Origin of the sequence: Paenibacillus sp. SSG-1, assembly GCF_002224835.1 — a bacterium.
GTDB classification, from domain to species: domain Bacteria; phylum Bacillota; class Bacilli; order Paenibacillales; family Paenibacillaceae; genus Paenibacillus_AQ; species Paenibacillus_AQ favisporus.
Map to the genome: position 1 here is coordinate 3,593,328 of NZ_MBRK01000001.1, position 18,459 is coordinate 3,611,786.

Genomic DNA, 18,459 nt, shown 5'->3' on the forward strand with positions numbered 1-18,459 from the left:
ACGTTAAACTAGTCACATCTTAAGGAGGTTACTTCCATGAAACAACAAAAACTAGCCGTTCTGGGCATGGTCTGTCCGTTCCCGTTAATTGAAGCCAAGCAGGCGATCGAAGAGCTGAACAGCGGCGACGAGCTGGTCATCGACTTCGACTGCACGCAGGCCACCGAAGCCATACCGCGCTGGGCAGCAGAAGCCGGCCACACCGTCACGAATTTCGAACAGATCGACGATGCATCCTGGACGATTACGGTGCAAAAGAAATAATGTAACGCATAAGCAGGCGACCTTCCGTCATATTGGGAGGCCGCCTTTTTGCATGTATTGGATTGTTGAACCGCAAAAATCGCAGAGACCACGCCCGGTGTTCTTTTTTTCAATAAATTGACCGTAACCGGCCTACCTTATATACTCTACTCATTGGAAGAAATAGGAATGCTAGGAGGACCCCATGGACGATTGCGCAAATGATGGAGATATGAATTTGGATACGGCCGTATCTGCCTTGAACAACGCCTATTCATTAGAAAATTGGACACTTCTGATTCGGCGGTCGGATCAGCTCTATAACGACGCGTATCATGCATTTATTCACAATAAACAGGCACAAAAACCGATTATTTATTATATAGGATATAGTCTGCTGATGAAGGGAATCGGCTATCAAAAAGACAAGCAATACGGGGAATCGCTGAAGTGCATTGAACAGTACAAAGATCTTTGCCGGTTTTTGGACGGAAGCGAACACAGCCAGCGGATACTCGACCAATATGCTTTTTATGCTTATGCCAATTCGCTGTCTGTACAACTTCTATCGGGAAATATTACAAAACTCGAGGAGTACGCCCATTTTCTAAATCAGCATCCGTCCGAAACGTTATCCGGATTGCTGACCCTATTAGAATGTGCCCTTTCCCAGGATCTTAACGTCGATGAGTATATCGCGCCTTTGACGGAGCGCTTTGATGCTTATCAGCATGACGATATGCGCCCGGAAGAGCAGACCATCTACCTGTCGATTCTCATGATGCTTTCCCGCTACTGCAGAAACAGGAAGAGATTTGAAGAAGCACAGAAATACACGCAACAATTTTTATCCCTATCGTTCGATCGAGGCCCTGGTCGACAAGCATCAACGTCTGCTGCTCCACATGAATAGGAAACGACCCTTACAATCATCGCAAAATGGCAAATGGTTCTTAAGTTAGGTATGATCTTCCCGAAAATAAAGGCGACCTTCCCATTAACTGGGGAGATCGCCTTTGCTGTCATTCCGGGCGCAGGTATCGTTCCAGCAGAGCTTCGACCGCTCTTCTGTCCCGTTCAAGCCGTGCGAGTTCGGCACCAATGGCCGGAATCTGCTCGTGCAGCACCTCGGGGCCGTCCGTACCTTCTTCGTACCGGGTCATAAAATGCAGGAACACGTCCACGTTCCGCAGCTTCATCAGCACCGGGATCGCCCGGATTTCATCCGGAGCCAGGCGGACGCGGCTGCCGAAGCCGCGGCAAAACTGAACGGCCGCCTCCATGCCGGTAGCGGGATCGTCCCTAAGCAGCCCCGGAAGGATGACCGCGGGCTCCATTGCCCGTACGTCGCGGGTGCAAAATTCAAAGTCGAGTAGCGCCGTGACCTGCTCAGGCTTGTCTGCATCCACCAGCAGATTGGAGACATTCAGGTCCCCGTGCACAAGCTGATGCGGCAGGCGCTCCAGCCCTTCAAGTTCGCGGATGACCTCCCTGTGAGCTTCCCCGATCCTGCGAAGCGGGCCCTCCAAGCCGCAGAAGGGCTCAGGCGGCGCGATGCAGAACTGCCCCACCCGCTCCGGGTTGCACCCCGGATACGAGTGGGCCAGCTCATAGTAGGGCCGGTAGGCGGGTGACAGAGCAACCACGAGCCGGCTGAGCGCTTCGGAGAGGCAGCCCGCCGCTTCCCCGAAGGAATACGCGGCCCGAAAACCGGTGGATTCGGGTCGGATGCCCTCAATGTATTTGAACAGGCAAGCATAACGTCCGCTCCCGTCATCCAGCTGGACGATCGTATCGCCCGTCAGGGCAGGTATCGGTACAGGTGTGCGGAAGTCCAGTTTGTCCCGGGCAAGCGATGCCAGCACGGCGTGCTCAAACCGGATTTTATCCAAGTCCCGATGCGTTTCGTAAATTCGCAGGACGCCGCGCCCCTCCGCTCCTTCAATAAACCGGGTCGTATTGTTCCAGCCGCTTGCTCCCTGTGTAATCTCTCCTCTCCAGGAGGAATGATATTGGTTTAATATCGATGTCAGCATGATCAGTATTCGATTTCCTCCAATTGGGCCAGATTGCGGTTGGACTCACGCAGCAGGGACGTGAACGAGTCGGCCGTGTAATACACGAAATCCGGATCATGGATGTAGCTGATGATCTGCCCATACGTCCCCTCATCGCTCGGATCCAGGTCCAGCATCAGATACAGCGACCCTCCGGCCATGCTCGCAAATGGGTACCACTGGCGGTGGAACAGGTAGGGCTTGAGTTCGCGATCCAGCTTGGCGATCTCCTCCGGCGAATAATATTCCTCCAGCAGTTCATCCCTCTCGCAGAAATACCGCTTGACGTCCTCCATTTCGGCGAGGGACATGAGATAAAAAGGAGCCGCCTCTTCCGCGTCCTCACCCGGATACAGGATATGAAAGGCATAGCCGCTTCCGTCTTTTTGTTCATAAAAGGCGCGAAAATCCTCCGGCAGAAGGATGCTGAATTTCTTCTCAAACTCATCCAGACGCGAAGGTGCCGCCCCGCCATGATCCCTATATTGATCATATAGACCGAGGATTTCCTCGTCCTGGATTTTGCCGGGGAGCAGTGCTTCCAGCTCTTTTTTCAGGGGAAGAACCCGGCTGCGCACGTATTCCCGGTAACCGTGGAACGCTTCCTCCTCACCGCCATTTTCCAGCAGGATCATGACGGCATAAGATATCAGGTTCAGCCACGTTTCCATCGTTTCGATCTGTGCCTTCGAAAGCAGGCCGTTCGAACGCAGCATGCCTTCCGGCTCCAAAGCCCAGGCCCGGGCCAAATGGTAGAGGCCCCACAGGCTGGATATCAGTTCCCGGTTCACCTGATCCCGGCCAAGCTCGTCCGACAGCGTGCGCAAGGCGGCCATAACCTCATGAAGGTTCCCCTCGCGCAGCTCCCCGCGGAAGGGCCTTAGGCTGCCCAGAAAGCCGTTTTCCATTTTCCAATGCTCTATGCGGTTATGGGTAAAAGCATGGCATTTCAGCAGCAGCTGTGCATCTTCATTATTCATCGTCGTTTTCTCTCCTCTCCCAACACCGGCGATGTTTATTTACGCAGAGGCGTACTGTACGATCACGGCTTCCCTTGTCTCTTCATCATAAGCGATCCAAAGGTCATCGCCGACTTCCACGCCGTATAACGGTTCGATGGACTGCTCAATTCGGTACGAAATTCCGTTTTTTGTAACGGTAATGCGGGCAAATGGCCGTTCGCCGACGGTGCCATCAAACTGTACTGCCGTCACGTTGGCGCTGCCCTGCTTGCCCTGAAGGAGGCGAAGCTCTTGTTCATACTCCCCCTTGTTCACCGACACCGGGATGACGGCACCTACCGCAACTGGCAGACGAACCGGCACGAACTGGCTGTTCACCTTGCGCGACCTTTGATCGCCATGGGAAAGCAGCAGCTCGAACAGCATCAGCTGTCTGTTCACGATCTCCACGGGAATATGCTCGATCCGGATCACCTCACCTTCCAGCGTCAGCTGGTCCGCCCCTCTCATGTCACGTGTCCTGTTGTAATTGTACAGCCGGGTGACGCCGCCGATTTGCATGAGATCCGCCTTATCCCCGGTCCGGTAGACAAACCCGTTCGCCTGCACTACCGGGATGGCCCAAGTTTGTCCGCCGGTATCGAAATGAAGCAATAGCGCTTCACCGCGGCCTGCCTTGCCATAGCTGTCGATCCGCGTCAGGACGGCGTCCCGGATGACCTCGGGCGCGGTTTGAGGCAGATCGTCACCGGTCACGAATACCGCGCGATTTTTTTTGCGGCTGTAGCTGATCAGCACGGGATCGCCCACGCGCGGGGCATGAAGGTATGAAGCCACTTTCTTAATGCTCGTTTCCTTCATCCTTCCTTCATCCTCGAAACGGATGTCAAAGCGGATCATCGGTTGTTCGTTTACATAGGTTCCGGTCTCTTGCAGTCGGGTTACCGTTCCCTGCACAATCGTTCCTTCGGCCGTAAACTTCTTCTGTCTGGCTGTCATGATCCGGATCAGCAGTCCGAGACCACCAAACAGCACCAGCGGGATCAGCAGCCAAATCGCCCAGTTGATGACAAGCGCATTGCCGCGCTTCAAATAATGAGCGAAGCTTGTCCAGGAGATCCGGTCGGCGCCTTCGGCCATCTGCCAGGTTTGCAGCGCTTCGCCGGTCATGCGGGTAAGCGTGCCCCCTTTAACGTTCAGCCAGCCGGCCGACTTTTCTCCGTCGGTAAAGTACAGCGTCGCATCTCCGGTTTCCTTGAAAAAGGACAGCGTACCGCTGCTTACATCCTCCGGTTCCAGGCTAGACAATGGCTGGGACAAGTCTATAAACGACCGGATCTGCCGGTCGTAGAGATATCCGGTGACTTGGCCTTTCCGTTCGTCCTTTGCCGTCGAACCGAAGATGAGCGTCTCGCGGTCGTTCAGCGGAAAGACAGCAGCCTGATATATCGGAGCAGGGGTCTTAACGACACTCCCCCAATCACCTTTGACCGCATCGTAGGTCCGCACCTGCTTCGGTTCACCGGATTCGGTCCTCCACAGCCGGGCAGGATCCACACCGGCAAGTGCGGCAAACTGCTGCTCCGCTAGATCCTCTGCGTCAAAGCCAGATCCTCCCTCCGGCCTGATCCGTATGGCCGCTTTGTGCTGTGCATTCAATAGGCCGCTGACGTACGCGGTGCTGCCATCTTTCAGATCCAGTTCATAGAGGGGGACGGCGCGGCTGTCGTTAAAACTGCCCATGACTTCGGACATTGACGTCGGCCTTGCGGGCAGGCCGGTGTCTTCGTTGAGATAAGCCGTTTGGAATACTCCGTTCTTCACCTCGCCGACGACGAAGGTGTCATTTGCCGTTTCCCCTCCGACCAGCATGCGGCCATTCCAATGATGAACGGCCGATGTTAAAAAGCCGTCAAACTCCAGCGTACCTTGAACAAGCTCCTCCACATGGCCGCCGGGGCCAATGACGTTCAACTGCAGCCCGGAACTGTCATCCGTCGTAGCAATCACAAGATTCCCTTTCTGATAGGAGCCTACAAACTGATTATGTATGTTGGAGCGCAAATGGATCGTAGTTACTTCCTGATGCGTCGCCGCATCGTAAAGAATGGCATCCATACCGTCAGAGCCATCCGTCAGGCTGATGACCTTGCTCCCCCCATCCAGGTAAAACAAACCCTCCACCGTCTGCAGACGGTCCTCAACACGGGCTACGTCCTGCTTGTAATCGTTCCAAACCGCGAAGCTCAAAATGACCGCGGGCACAAAAAATACGAGATTCAGCAGGTTGATCCTTTTCTTCATCGATTCCTCCCCTTTATCCATTCCCTATGAACTTATCATAGACGCGGCTGCGAATGCCAGGTAATGACAATATTTTTACCGCCCTACCGGACAATTTCCGGCTTCTTTTGCAGCTGTCCGGAGCATTCTTCTTGTTATACGAATTACGGAAAGAAAAAGTTGAATTTTTTTGTCGATAACCCTTTACAGACTTTTACATTTTCTGATAATATTGTCGTAGACAAGCTAATCAGAGGTTTGCAGATTTGACTACACCGTTGTCTAATAAAATTACCTATGGGAGTGAATTAAAAGATGAAAAAAACGATTCTCTCGACAGTAATCTTGCTTGGACTTCTTAGCGGACTCTTAGCGGCGGTGGCTTCGGCGGATGCAATCAAGCCGTTCAATCACGGTGCAAACTACGGCACACAGGATGCAATCAAGCCGTTTAATCACGGCGCTAATTACGACACGAAGGACGCAATCAAGCCGTTCAATCACGGCGCTAACTACTAAGTTTTACTTTCATAATTGGTGGTCATACTTAGATAAAGGGAAACGGCTCATGAACGGATATTCCATCCGCCATGAGCCGTTTTTCTCTTGGTTCCCAATCCCCTGCAGCCTTACTTGAACCGCTTCGGACCGAGCTCGATCTGCCGGGTGATCTCCGCCGCGATTTTCGGTTCCGGAGCGAAGTCCCGCTCCCAATGGTCCGGCTTGATCACTTTGCCCACGTCGTTATAATGCGGCTTTCCGTCCGGAAAGAGCTTGCCCATGTTGGCGGTATGGACATGCTCAAAAATCCGGTCCGGCTCCACGCCCGCTTCGACGAATCCGCCGTTGGCAAAGTACAGAATGTCGGTGAACGCATCGATCTGGCCGATCAGCTTGTCCTCCGGATAAGCTTTTTGCTGCTGCTTGCGGTATGTATCCTGCGCCCGTTCCATCAGCTCGGCGAAAAATGCCTGGAACCTGTCGTCATTGCCGGCCGTGGCATGCAGCAGTTCAATCACTTCCTCCATAATAAAGGCGGCGCGGTTCATCGCCAGCTTGTCGTTCAAAGCCTGCGGCTCTTCCGGAGCGGGGCAGTCAAAGCCCACATGAAACTCGCGGACCTGCTGAAATTGGGTTTTTCCCAACGTTTTGGATTCCGTCATGTTAATTTCTCTGGCTCCTTTATCGGTGTAATCTCTAGTATTATAGCAAATTTATCGTCACAGCATTTTGGTAGAAAATAGATTCATGCCGTTTCCGATAAAGAGCGTCGCGAATATGATAGGTTCAGTCCTGTACTCAGAAAGGGGGAATTGACCATGACCATGGTTAAGTCCTTCGATGCCATATTCAGTCTAGGCAGCAGCTGCCAGGTCGCCTCCCAGCTGCGGAGGAGCGGGCTGCGCACGGCTGCCGGTCCTTTCGACTGGTTCAACTTCGCCTCAACCCCGGGCTTCTGCCAGGTGCTTGAATCGCGATTTGAACGGTTTATGCTGCTGCCGAACCTGGAGGTCTACAGCCATTCGGTCAACTGCCACTATGTTCGGGATAAGGCCAGCAACTGCCTGTCCTTTCACGATTTTAAATACGATCCAAAGCTGCCCCCGCTCTTCGATTATCCAGAATTCCGCGACAGGCTGGAACGCCGGATCGGACGCTTCAACCGCTGCCTCTCATCCGTCCAAGACGTGCTGCTGATCCGGACGGTCAAGCATACCGAAGATGCCTTCCGTATATTCGAGACGATCGAGAACAGCTACTCAAATCCACATCTCCGATATTTATTTGTATTGCACAGCAGTGATCCGGATACAGCCGAGATCGATTCGGGACACCCGCGGATCCGCATCGTTCGGATGCCCGCCGGGTCGACCTGGGAAGGGGATGCCGAAGCTTGGAAAAAGGTGCTTGCTCCCTATTCGATCCGCAGTTAACCCGGTTATCATCCTTTTTTATTTTCCCCGGGATGCGCTGGCAGCCGCTCTTCCAGCTCCGTTTGCTGCCGCAAATGGTGGCGGAAGTGCATGCCGATCAGCCGGTACCATTCCTGGGCATTCAGCCAGCCGAAGCCGCCGTGCCGGATTTTGCCGCCCGGATGAATCTCTTCCAATTTCAGCTCCCACTCCCGCATTCTTGCCATCACCTTAGCCAGCCCCTCGTCCAGTTCCTCGCCGCTTAACGCGTTATTCGGACTGGCGGCCTGCGCTCCTTCCAGCTTGATCTTGACCGGCGGAAAGCCGCCGCGCCGGAACACGTCATCTCCAGCCGGTGTTCTGCCCAGCGGCTGTTCCCCCGTACTCTCTGCACAAATTTGGACAAAGTCGAGGTACTCCATGGCAACGGCGATCAGATGATCGTACATCTGGCCGATCGACCAGATCTCGGCTCCGGGAATGTACCGCAACTGCCAGGCGGAATACTTTTGCAAATCAAGGCGGTATCCTTCAATCAACTCAAAGTCATCCATATGTAATGCGCACCTCATTCCGATTTTCCTTTGCATTATACGCCCCTCTATGCCTACCTATTTCTTCCGTATTGCTGAAATATCCTGCTTCCTGCGGATCGTTCAGGTATCCGTCATGATGGTTGGTACTGACATGGAGCCCAGCCGGCATGACGACTCATTTCCAAACGAAGGTATGAGAAACTTATCATTATCTTAAGGATTACAACGAAAAAACCTCCTTTATCATGCCGGCATATGCCGCAAGGAAAGGAGGTTTTGCTATTGGCGCCGGTTGGCGGTCGACTTCACGGTTCACCGTTGGTCATGTTGCTATTTTGCTCCCCGCAGACGATTCAGCGCCATCAGCACCGCACCGTTGGCCGCGTCTCTTTTGGCCGTGATGCAGGTGATTTCCGGATAGCGTTCCTGCAGCCGCTCCAGAAAAGCGTCCCGGATATACACGTTGTTAAGCAGCACGCTTCCGGCCATGGCCAGCGCTCCTGTCTGCAGCGCCAGCTTCTCGGCAACGGGCGTTACCAGCTCGGCGAGCGAAGCCGCGCTGCGCTGCGCAATGCCCAGAGCAGCAGGGTCGCCGAGCTCGCATGCCCGGGTCAGCAGCGGCGCCAACGCGGCGATGTCCTTTTTGCTCCGGGCTGGGTCGTACACGTAGCCGATGATGTCCCGTATTGATTTCAGGCCCAGTTTCCCGTAGACCAGGTCCGTAATGACCGTTTCCGGCAGCCGGCCGTCATGGGCCCGGACCAGAACGGACAGCAGATCCCGGCCGATCGCGTACCCGCTGCCTTCATCATCGATCAGGTGACCGCATCCGCCGGTGCGATGGGTCTCGCCACGTTCGTTGCGGCCGTAACAGATCGAGCCCGTGCCCGCGATCAGGATCATGCCGTACTCGCTTTCATGCGCGCCGCTCAATGCCGTTTCCTGATCGCCGGTGATCAGGAGGCCGCCCGCATAGCCGCTTTCCCTGACCTTGGCGGTCAGGCGGGCACTCACGGCGGGATTGCTGACCCCCGCGGCACCGATGCACAGATAGGCGCAGCGGTCCAGCCCGCCGGTGGCCTCGCCGATCCGCCCAAGCATGTCGCGCAGGCTGGCTTCGATGCTGGCCTCGTCCTGCCCGTTGTAATTGATGCCGCCGGATTCGAAGGCGGCGATTACTTCGCCGCTCTCATCGGCGACGGCGACCGCCGTTTTCGTTCCGCCGCCATCCAGCCCGGCTACGTACTGCATCGTCATCCCTTCCTTCGTCTGTCTAATAAATATGATACTGCTGCTTCATGTCAGCAAACGAGCGAGCTTCCTCACGGAACTGTTCCAGCAAGGCCGGCAGATCCAGCGGCTCGCTCCGGTACAGATCATCCCCGCCCAAAAGGTCGATGAACGGCAGCTTGTTGCCCTTGTGCGGCGGCAAAAATTCGAATGCTTCATAGTTCCGCTTCAGCGTATACATCAGCCGGATTCCCGTCTCGAGCGGCTGCAGCGCCCGCTGGTCAGTAATATGCAGCTGCACGCCGCCGCACTGCTCGCCCTCATGCTTGGAGAACGTCGGCTTGAAATAAACCGGCCGGAAAATGACGCCGGGCAGCTTCATGCCGTTCATCTCGTCCGCCAGCTTCTCCGCCTCAACAAACGGTGCGCCAACGATTTCAAAAGGCGCCGTCGTCCCCCGTCCTTCGGACAGGTTCGTGCCCTCGAACAAACAGGTTCCCGGGTAGAGGAGCGCGCTGTCAAAGCGCGGCAGCCCGAGCGACGGCATGACCCAGAGGTTTCCCGTTTCGGGAAACAGCATGTTCCGGTCCCAGCCGCCGCATGGAACGATATGCAGTTGGGCGTTCCAGCCCATTTGCTCGTTCGCCATCGACGCCACCTCGCCGGCTGTCAAGCCATAGCGGACGGCGAGCGGGTAATTGCCGACGAACGATTCAAAGCCGGGCTTCAGGACGTTGCCTTCCACCGTCACCCCGTCCAGCGGGTTGATCCGGTCGAGGACGATGAACTCTTTTCCCGCATTGGCGCAATCCTCCAGGGCGTACAGCATCGTATAAATGAACGTATAGTAGCGCACGCCCACATCCTGGATATCGTAAACGACGGCGTCCACTTCATCCAGCATTTCCGCGCTCAGCCGCTTGGAGTCCTTGCGGTACAGGCTGTACACCGGCACGCCGGTAATCGGGTCCCGGTAGGTTTCAACCTGCGCCCCTGCTGCCTGATCCCCCCGAACCCCGTGTTCCGGCGAAAACAGCGCCGTCAGCTGGAACCGCTCATGCAGGATTTGAATGGTGGATTCAAATTTACGGTTTAAGCCCGTCGGTGACGTAATCAGCCCGAGCCGCTTCCCTTGGAGCAGATGGGCATAATCTTCGATCCGGTCAATTCCGTTAGCGATCATTGAGACCTCCTGGTAATGAAATTAGTGTACGTCCCTAAAAAAATGACTGTAACCGAGGTATCGTCACAGTCACAAGCGGGCATGAAATGCCTGGCTCCGCTTACAGTTCGCTTTGGCGCAGGCGCATCGTTTCCGCCGGAATCATAAACGTTTCTGCGTACTCCTTACGCGCCTCGATTCCGCGCACGCGCGCCAGATGCTTATAGTACTCGAGATATGGGAAGGACTTGCTGTTCGTGACGAACCAATGCTGCGATACCGCTTTCACCCACAGGTCAAAAGCCTCCTGTGAAAAGTCCACGTACACGTACGGCTTGTAATCCACTGCATCCTCCCAGTTTTCCGCATAGTAGAGCTTGGAGGCGAAAAACGCGGGCAGTTCCCGCTCAAAGGACGCCAGGCCGGCAAAAAAGCGCGCATCGTTCACGATGTTATGCGTCGTTGCATGGTCCTTGTGCATGCTGTTCTTCCAGTGGGTAATGATGATGTTCGGCTTCACGCGCCGGATTTCGTCGCATACTCTCAGACGCATGTCCTCGGTATCCTTCAGCTCGCCGTCGGGAATGTCGAACACGATGGACTCGCCCCCCAGCATGTCGGCAAACGCCTTGGCCTCGTTCACCTTTTGCTGGCGGTACTCCGCCATATCCTGACCCGCAGGCACGCCGCGTTCCCCTGCCGTCAGTGCCAGCGTGACGATGCGGTCGCCCTTCAAGGAATGGCTGGCAAGCACGCCGCCCGCCGTCAGTTCCGCATCCCCAACATGGCCGCCAATCGCCATAATCGTCAATTTCTGTTCGCTCATCGCTTTAAAACTCCCTTCTCATGATCGAAAATGTCCGGACCGTCTTAAACCCTGCCTTCTCGTAAATCCGGATAGCCGGATTGGTGCTGCCGGTATACAGGGACATATAATCCGTCCCAATCTGCTGAAATGCTTCGCACAGCTTAAAAAAAAGGATGCTGCCGAGTCCGTGTCCCTCATGCTCGGGATGAACGCCGATGCCGGCAAAATAGCCGCGCCCGCTCTCCTGGCGGATAACCGGACCGGCAAATCCGACCACCTTACCGTGGCGCGCCGCCACGACGACAGGCACCCCGTCTTCGGTCGATTGGGCGATTTCCTTCTGCCACAGCGGATTATCAAAGCCCTGCAGCATGTCCTTAACGCCGTGATGCTTGCCTTGGTCAAACAGCTCAACCGTGTATCCCTCGGCATTGGCCTTCTCTTCTTTCCCGCGAACCTCTTGCGGGATCGAGAACGAAGACAGATTCTGATACATCGCGCATTCCTGCGCCCTCTCGACGTATCCCTGGCCCAGCAAAAACGAATGGAGCCTGCTGCCTGTCGGCACACCGGGCGCATTGTTATGCTCGTGGCGCGGCGTATCCGGTATGTACCAGGGCAGCATCATCGGATTGAAAAACAGCACGTCGGCCTGCTTTTTGCCCAGCGACTGAAAGCGCCCTTCCAGATGCTCCAGCATCATCTTGTAGTTGTCATCCGTGCAGGCTTCGTCGGCAAGCACGATGCAGGTGATGTACCCCGCATGATCTCCAAGCGGCAGATCGCCGCCGGTGCAGCCGCAGGCAAAGCCCTTCACTTCGCCTTCTTCCACGAGAACAAACGTGTTCTCCGGATCGAAATAGCGATTATCCGTAAATATGCCGCTGAAGCTTGCCTCCGTCATCTCCTTGTAGCCGTCCCGCACAGCTACCGTGTTCCACAAGTCAATGACAGCACCGGTATATTGGTCACTCCAAGTGGTTACAACCATCTGGTTAGTTCCTCCATCCCTTTAATAGCTGATTTTGCCCATGACGACAGGTCTGGAAGCGCCGGTCACATGCGGAAGGTTATTCGGCCGGTTGGTGATCGCGTAATCCGCAAGAACGGCAAACGCTACGGCTTCCTTCGCATCGCTGTTATGGCCGATGGCCTCCTGAGTCAGCACTTGTACGCCTGCCTTCGCCATCTCCTGACGGATCCATTCCATGAGCACCGGATTGTAGCTGCCTCCGCCGCCAACGATCATCGCTTCGGCGGGATGGCCTGCCATCACATATCTGCGATAGGCGTCGCCGATCGACCAGGCGGTCAGCATCGTCACTGTGGCGACAATGTCTTCCGCCTCCATGCCAAGCGCTTCGGCATCATGCAGAAGCTTATCTATATAAGAGGAGCCGAACAGCTCGCGGCCCGTTGATTTCGGCAGCGGCTGCGAATAGTAAGCCTCCTGCTGCAGCCGGCCGAGCAGACGCGGATCGGCGGTGCCCGACCGTGCGATCGCTCCTCCAATATCCATCGTTAATTGTCCCGGATACAGCCGTTCCACGACCCCGTCGATGATCATGTTTCCCGGGCCTGTGTCGAAAGCATATACCTCACCGGGGCTGCATCCGGCCGGAATCACCGTCATGTTCCCGATGCCGCCGATGTTCTGCAGCAGCAGTGTCCGGTGTTCCTCCCGGTACAGCAAATATTCGGTAAAGGGAACCAGCGGCGCTCCCTGGCCGCCGACAGCCATGTCCGCCGGCCGGAAGTCCGACACGCAAGGAATCCCTGTTCTTGCCGCGATGACCGCACCTTCTCCGATCTGCACGGTGTAATGCACGTTACGGCCATGGTACGGCTCCATGCTTGGAGCGTGGTAGATCGTTTGACCGTGTGAACCGATCACTGAAACGTCCCCGGCGGACAGCCCCGCCTTTCCAATCACGGACAAAGCCGCCTCGGCATACAGTTCTCCCAAAAGCACATTCATTTTTCCAACTCGGTCAACGGTTGCGTTGCATGGATCGAATAAAGCAAAAATGTCTTCCCTGACACCCGCCGGGTAAGGCGAATTTTCAAAAGCGACCAGACGCACGCCTGGAGGCTCCTCCCGATTGCCGTTGATTTCCACGACTGCCGCATCGATGCCGTCCACCGACGTCCCGGACATCAGACCAACGGCATACCGGGGACGACGGAGCTCCGCTTTTTCTCCCTTTGTCCCCATATCAGCCCTTCACGGCTCCCACCGTGACTCCTTCCAGGAAGTACTTTTGCAGGCTGAAGAAGAGGATGAACATCGGCAGCGCGGAAATGGTGGCACCCGCCATCATCGGCGCAAAATAGGTCGTATTCGCAAACCGGAAGTTTTTCAGACCGACCTGAATCGTCTGCATATCCATCGTGTTTGTCACGAGGAACGGCCAGAAGAACGTGTTCCAGCTGTCCATAAAGGTCAGGATGGCCATGACCGCCAGCACCGTTTTGGACAATGGCAGGATGATCCGGAAATAAATCTGGAACTGGTTGCAGCCTTCGATTTTGGCACATTCAAGGATTTCCCCAGGGATGCTGCCCATGAACTGTTTGGCCAAGAAAATGTTGTAGACCGTGACGAGGCCCGGCAAAATCAAGGCGCTGTAGGTGTTTTGAATATTGAAAATGTTGACGATCAAAATGTAAAGCGGAACCTGGGTCACCTGATAAGGGATCATCATGGCGATCAGCAGGATCGTAAACAGAACCGTTCTGCCTTTGAACTTGATTTTGGAAAACGCGTAACCCGCCAGGCTGGCGAAAAACACATTCGATACCATAACCGTCGTCGCCACGATCAGCGAGTTCAGCAGCCAGCGGTACGAATATTCGCTGTAATCAAAAAAGAATTTATAGGAGTCCAGCGTGAATTTGGTCGGAAACAGGGAATAGTTCGCCGCCCCCGCTTCGATCGGATCGCCAAAGGACGACATGATCATGAAATAAATGGGGAAAATCGTTGCTAATGCAAATAGGATCAAAATGATAATGATCACACCGTTTCTGGCGCGCTTTGCCGCCGGCTTTCCGGTATGTTCGCTGTAAAGTGCCATGTTCGGATCTTCCTCCTTACTTAAGAGATCAGAAAGTATAACTTCTTTCGCTTAAGCATCCTGATCTCGCAAGAAAAACTTCCGCGAAGCGCGGTCTGTCTTCTGTGAAATGACGCCTTAGCGACGTATTTCTTAATATTCCACGTCTTTGCCCATAAACTTGAACTGTACCAGCGAGATCAGCGCGATAATCGCTGCGAGCACGAGGGACTGGGCTGCCGCTTTACCGAATTCGAAGTACTTGAAGGCGTTGTTAAAGATCAGGAGACCTACCATCGTCGTCGAGTTGTCCGGGCCGCCGCCTGTCATGAGATACGCGTTCTGGAACACCTGGAAGGAACCGATAACCCCGGTAACCAGCAGGAACAGCGTCGTCGGCTTCAGGCTCGGAATGACGATGTACCACAGCTTCTGAAAAAAGTTGGCGCCATCCAAATCGGCGGCTTCATAATAGCTGGAATCGATGCCGAGCAGCGCGGCCAAATAAATGATAATGCTGGTGCCGTGGCTGGACAGCCAGGCCATCAGGACCAGCGAGAACATCGACGTGGCGCTGGAGCCAAGCCAGTTCTGGTTGCTGATGCCGAACAAGCCGATCAGCTTGTTAAAAATACCTTCCGGCATCGGATCGAAGATCCACAGCCATACCACCGACAGCGCAACACCCGAAGCGACTGCAGGCAGGTAATAGACCGCCTTGAACGTCGTCTGCAGCTTTTTCTTCAGCGGCAGGATCAGAATCGCAATGGCGAAGGAAATGATTAACGATACGGGGACGGTTAGAATGGTGTATACGACCGTGTTGACCACCGATTTCCAAAACAAGGAATCCTTGAATGTGGCGATGTAGTTATCGAACCCCACATACTCCGAGCCGATCGGCTTGTATTTCTGGAAGCTGATAATAAACGCGCTCACGACCGGATAAGCGGTAAACATGGCGAAGACCACCAAAGCAACGGCGATAAAAGCATACGCCCAGGCTCCGTCTCCCCTAATTCTGCGTCTTTTGGCCGGTTTAGCTAGTTGAGCCATCTTTGCGAAACTCCTTTCCTATCCCTTCTTACAGCCTATATATCGGATAGCCGCGTGACCCGCACACGGCTATCCGCTTGATTCAGGGATTAGTCTTTCACTACTCCGTCTTCACCGAACGCGGAAACCGCGGCGGATTTGACGGCATCGTACATCTCTTCCGGCTTGATCTCGCCGGCAATGAGTGCCTGCAGCTTCGGAACGATCACTTCGTCCTCCAGCTTGATGGCTTTGGCTTCCAGCTCAGCCGGGATGTCCGGACGGGCCGGCGCCGCGTTCTTCAGCATCGTTTCAACGGCTGCCTTGTTGTCCGCGTCGCGTTCCACCGGCATGCTTTCTGCCGCTTTTCTGCCGCTTTCCGTAATTTGAGCGACGAACAGGTCGTTGTTCGTGGTTGCGGCTACTTTGCCGCTGGCCAGGAAGTACAGCGCCTTCACGACGTTTTGCTTATGGGCTTCGCTTGGTTCCTTTTTGCCGCGGAATGCGACGTAACCGTCAACCGCTACGCTGGAAACGGCTTTTTCACCAAGGAAAGACGGAACCGGGAGAACCGTATAAGTCACAGGAATGCTGCCTTTGACCGCGCTGCCGTCGTTGGCTTTGATTTTCTCATTGTTCGTATTTGCGGATTTTTCGAAGGTCGCCATCCCTTTACCGGTGATCATCGTTTGGCCGGTCAGGAACATGTTCCAGCGTTTACCCGCGTCAATGGAGCTCAATTCCTTCGGCATGGAGCCGTCGTCGATCAATGCGCGGATATCCTTAAGTACTTCAAGATAGTTTTTGCTGGTGTACGCGTATTTCAAATCTTGCGTAAATGCGGAAGGCATGCCTGCATTTTTGATCAGAATGCCCAAGTAGTCTTTTGAAGTGACGCCGGCCGTAGCAAATACGAAGCCGTAACGGGACGTTTTGCCGCCTTCGGAAACGACGCCTTTCTTGATGGCTTCACGGAACTCATCGAAGGTCCATCCTTGCTGCTGTACCTTTTTCCAGTCGATGCCCGCCTTCTCGAGGAACTCGCGGTTACCGCCCAGCGCGTGGACTTCCATATAAGCCGGGAAGCCGTACAGGCCGTCGCCTTTCTTCATGTATTCCAGCGGTCCTTTGTCGTAATCGTTGATCATTTCCGGTGTGGCGATGTCCTTGATGTCAAGCGCCATGCCTTGGTCAACGTATTTGGAGATGCCGTCGGAACCGATAAACGCAATGTCCGGAGGGCTGCCGGCGTTCACCTGGGTATCAAGCTTCTGTGTCATGTCCTCCCAGCTGGCCGGTTCGATTTTCAGCGTCAGGTTCGGATATTTCTCCGTAAATTCCTTTTGAATGTCCGCGAAGGTGTCCTGGAAATTGCCCGATACCGGCGGCAGCAGCGCCGTAATGGTATCTTTCGCGTTCGGATCGGACGCTTCGGCCGATTTGGAATCGCCTTTGCCGCCGCAGGCCGTCAGTGTGGTCAGTGCCATGCTTACGGCAAATACGGATGCTAATACACGCATTCTTTTCTTCATGAACAACATGCCTCCTCAAGGATATCCTCTGGTATTAGACCACTTTCGAAAAATTGCGGATCGCCTTCTTCAGGCTCCCCTCGGCTTGATCCAGCGCTTGTTCCGCCGCCTGGGCGTCCAAGCCGGTTTTGATCATCATAATCGCCAGCTTGCAATTCATGGAAGCGCTTTCCAAATAGGAAAGTGCCGTCTTGTCATCGACCCCGGTTGCTGTCTTTATGATACGCACCGATCGGTCCCGCAGCTTGATATTGCTTGCTTTCAAGTCCACCATGAGATTGTTGTAGGTCTTGCCCAGCTTCACCATCGTACAGGTGGTCAGCATGTTCAGGACCATTTTCTGTGCAGTCCCCGCTTTTAATCTGGTTGATCCCATGATCACTTCCGGCCCTACGACAGGTGCTATGCATACGTCGCAGACGTGCTCCACTTTGGAATTTTTGTTATTGACGACGCCGATCGTAGCGGCTCCGATTTCCCCTGCCTTCTTCAAGGCAGCGATGACGAATGTCGCGCTTCCGCTGGCGCTGATGCCGATAACCGCATCCTTGTCTGTCACGCCGCACCTTTCAATTAAAGCGACCCCCTCCTCAGCATTGTCTTCATAACCCTCAACAGCAGTTCTCAGTGCTCCGTCTCCTCCGGCAATATGTCCTTGTACCAGCAAGGGATCCACGCCGAACGTGGGAGGACATTCAGAAGCGTCCAGCACACCGAGCCTGCCGGAAGATCCAGCCCCAACGTAAAACATTCTTCCACCATTCTTCAGCACATGATGGAGTGTGTCCACCGCCCTTACAATTTGCGGTATCTCTGCAGCGACTGCAGCCGGAACCTTGGAATCCTGTTCATTCATCAGGCGAACCATCTCTTCGGTTGAACATTCATCTATACTCAATGTTTTATCGTTGATCCCTTCTGTCGTTAACCCCGCCAGATACTCATCCATAGCCATCCCCCTATCCGTGTTGACTTCTATTTCTTGATTTCATAATAACGATAAATTTCATTCCGGTCAACGGTTTTTGAAATAATATTTTATTTCGGAAGTAATAATATTCTTTTATGGTAATTGTAAAAAAGTGCAGGCTGCGGCTGCTCTGTTTGGCCGGTCTCGCTTTCTTGGGGCTGCTCCTGTTTGGCCGGGCTCTCTATCTTGTTTTGTGCTTCGCACAAAGCCAAAGACGTTCGCCCGTCCAAACACTCGCTGCTGCAGGGGGCAATGCTCTGTACAATCGCTTTGCTCTGTACAGAAGTACTTAAAGCAGTGAGTATTAACTCACTGCTTGGCAACACTACACTGCCTTAGGTTCAGCAGTAAACACTACCTCGTACTTTCCTCATACCGAATGAATACAACACATATGCTCCTTGGTTCGCGAAATAAAATTTCACCGCAAAATTGGCCCTTCCTCTATGAGGAAGGAGCCTTTTCCATCTTAGATGAAGGGATTAATGCAAGCCTAGCGAATACATTTCGAGATATGGAATGAAATATACAGTCATCGGTACGCCCTTCCGGCTTCCTTCATTTACACAACTAAACAATCATCTCTCGCGCAGGCTGTTCCTTCCTGGCGAGGAGCTAAACAACAAATTGTCCCAAACCATGAAAACGCAAAAAAGCCGCCATACCGGCGGC

General features: G+C 54.3%; 18 protein-coding genes. 4 read left to right on the forward strand and 14 right to left on the reverse strand.

Annotated elements, in window-relative coordinates; all coding sequences use genetic code 11:
• The first annotated feature begins 36 nt into the window (after nucleotides 1–36).
• Both BCV73_RS16550 and BCV73_RS16555 read left to right on the forward strand, forming a co-directional pair.
• A complete protein-coding gene (locus BCV73_RS16550; RefSeq protein WP_076171113.1) occupies nucleotides 37–264 on the forward strand; it encodes a sulfurtransferase TusA family protein in 228 nt (75 codons plus the stop codon).
• Nucleotides 265–448: 184 nt separating this feature from the next.
• Complete coding sequence (locus BCV73_RS16555; RefSeq protein WP_089547948.1) at nucleotides 449–1,156, forward strand: hypothetical protein; 708 nt, start codon at nucleotides 449–451, stop codon at nucleotides 1,154–1,156.
• Between the two features lie 109 nt (nucleotides 1,157–1,265).
• Here the strand turns inward: BCV73_RS16555 and BCV73_RS16560 are convergent, their stop codons facing one another.
• Genes BCV73_RS16560 through BCV73_RS16570 form a run of 3 tightly spaced genes read right to left on the reverse strand, consistent with a single transcriptional unit; the run spans nucleotide 1,266 to nucleotide 5,566 of the window.
• Nucleotides 1,266–2,279 carry a phosphotransferase gene (locus tag BCV73_RS16560; RefSeq protein WP_089547949.1) on the reverse strand — a complete coding sequence of 338 codons (1,014 nt, stop codon included), beginning with the start codon at nucleotides 2,277–2,279 and terminating at the stop codon, nucleotides 1,266–1,268.
• A gap of 2 nt (nucleotides 2,280–2,281) precedes the next feature.
• Nucleotides 2,282–3,280: an SMI1/KNR4 family protein gene (locus BCV73_RS36135; RefSeq protein ID WP_343219906.1), complete on the reverse strand. Its 999-nt coding sequence runs from the start codon at nucleotides 3,278–3,280 to the stop codon at nucleotides 2,282–2,284.
• 39 nt (nucleotides 3,281–3,319) lie between these two features.
• Entirely contained in the window at nucleotides 3,320–5,566 is a 2,247-nt protein-coding gene (locus tag BCV73_RS16570; protein WP_089547950.1) for a hypothetical protein, read from the reverse strand.
• 294 nt (nucleotides 5,567–5,860) lie between these two features.
• Here BCV73_RS16570 and BCV73_RS16575 point away from each other — a divergent pair, with 294 nt between their 5' ends.
• Entirely contained in the window at nucleotides 5,861–6,064 is a 204-nt protein-coding gene (locus BCV73_RS16575; protein WP_076171102.1) for a hypothetical protein, read from the forward strand.
• 110 nt (nucleotides 6,065–6,174) lie between these two features.
• Here BCV73_RS16575 and BCV73_RS16580 read toward each other — a convergent pair whose 3' ends face one another.
• A complete protein-coding gene (locus tag BCV73_RS16580; RefSeq protein ID WP_089547951.1) occupies nucleotides 6,175–6,708 on the reverse strand; it encodes a pyrophosphohydrolase domain-containing protein in 534 nt (177 codons plus the stop codon).
• A gap of 156 nt (nucleotides 6,709–6,864) precedes the next feature.
• On the opposite strand from BCV73_RS16580, the gene BCV73_RS16585 reads away from it, so the two are divergent.
• Nucleotides 6,865–7,479: a DUF1796 family putative cysteine peptidase gene (locus BCV73_RS16585; protein WP_089547952.1), complete on the forward strand. Its 615-nt coding sequence runs from the start codon at nucleotides 6,865–6,867 to the stop codon at nucleotides 7,477–7,479.
• Between the two features lie 8 nt (nucleotides 7,480–7,487).
• Here the strand turns inward: BCV73_RS16585 and BCV73_RS16590 are convergent, their stop codons facing one another.
• The 10 genes from BCV73_RS16590 to murQ all read right to left on the reverse strand — a co-directional run bounded on the left by BCV73_RS16590 (nucleotide 7,488) and on the right by murQ (nucleotide 17,766).
• Nucleotides 7,488–8,012: a DinB family protein gene (locus tag BCV73_RS16590; RefSeq protein ID WP_089547953.1), complete on the reverse strand. Its 525-nt coding sequence runs from the start codon at nucleotides 8,010–8,012 to the stop codon at nucleotides 7,488–7,490.
• A gap of 312 nt (nucleotides 8,013–8,324) precedes the next feature.
• On the reverse strand, nucleotides 8,325–9,245 hold the full coding sequence (locus BCV73_RS16595) for an N-acetylglucosamine kinase (RefSeq protein WP_089547954.1): 921 nt from the start codon (nucleotides 9,243–9,245) through the stop codon (nucleotides 8,325–8,327).
• Between the two features lie 22 nt (nucleotides 9,246–9,267).
• Nucleotides 9,268–10,407 (reverse strand): exo-beta-N-acetylmuramidase NamZ family protein, encoded by a 1,140-nt coding sequence (locus BCV73_RS16600; protein ID WP_089547955.1) that lies wholly within the window; start codon nucleotides 10,405–10,407, stop codon nucleotides 9,268–9,270.
• A 100-nt stretch (nucleotides 10,408–10,507) separates the two neighbouring features.
• Nucleotides 10,508–11,212, reverse strand: a complete 705-nt coding sequence (locus BCV73_RS16605; protein WP_089547956.1) for a PIG-L deacetylase family protein — start codon at nucleotides 11,210–11,212, stop codon at nucleotides 10,508–10,510.
• Between the two features lie 4 nt (nucleotides 11,213–11,216).
• Nucleotides 11,217–12,185 (reverse strand): GNAT family N-acetyltransferase, encoded by a 969-nt coding sequence (locus BCV73_RS16610; RefSeq protein WP_089547957.1) that lies wholly within the window; start codon nucleotides 12,183–12,185, stop codon nucleotides 11,217–11,219.
• A gap of 21 nt (nucleotides 12,186–12,206) precedes the next feature.
• Nucleotides 12,207–13,409: an anhydro-N-acetylmuramic acid kinase gene (locus BCV73_RS16615; protein ID WP_089547958.1), complete on the reverse strand. Its 1,203-nt coding sequence runs from the start codon at nucleotides 13,407–13,409 to the stop codon at nucleotides 12,207–12,209.
• Nucleotide 13,410: 1 nt separating this feature from the next.
• Nucleotides 13,411–14,271: a carbohydrate ABC transporter permease gene (locus tag BCV73_RS16620; RefSeq protein ID WP_076171078.1), complete on the reverse strand. Its 861-nt coding sequence runs from the start codon at nucleotides 14,269–14,271 to the stop codon at nucleotides 13,411–13,413.
• A gap of 132 nt (nucleotides 14,272–14,403) precedes the next feature.
• Nucleotides 14,404–15,306 carry a carbohydrate ABC transporter permease gene (locus BCV73_RS16625; protein WP_089547959.1) on the reverse strand — a complete coding sequence of 301 codons (903 nt, stop codon included), beginning with the start codon at nucleotides 15,304–15,306 and terminating at the stop codon, nucleotides 14,404–14,406.
• Between the two features lie 89 nt (nucleotides 15,307–15,395).
• Complete coding sequence (locus tag BCV73_RS16630) at nucleotides 15,396–16,817, reverse strand: ABC transporter substrate-binding protein (protein ID WP_076171073.1); 1,422 nt, start codon at nucleotides 16,815–16,817, stop codon at nucleotides 15,396–15,398.
• Between the two features lie 34 nt (nucleotides 16,818–16,851).
• Nucleotides 16,852–17,766, reverse strand: coding sequence for an N-acetylmuramic acid 6-phosphate etherase (murQ, locus tag BCV73_RS16635; RefSeq protein WP_089547960.1), 915 nt, complete (start codon nucleotides 17,764–17,766; stop codon nucleotides 16,852–16,854).
• Between the last annotated feature and the right edge of the window lie 693 nt (nucleotides 17,767–18,459).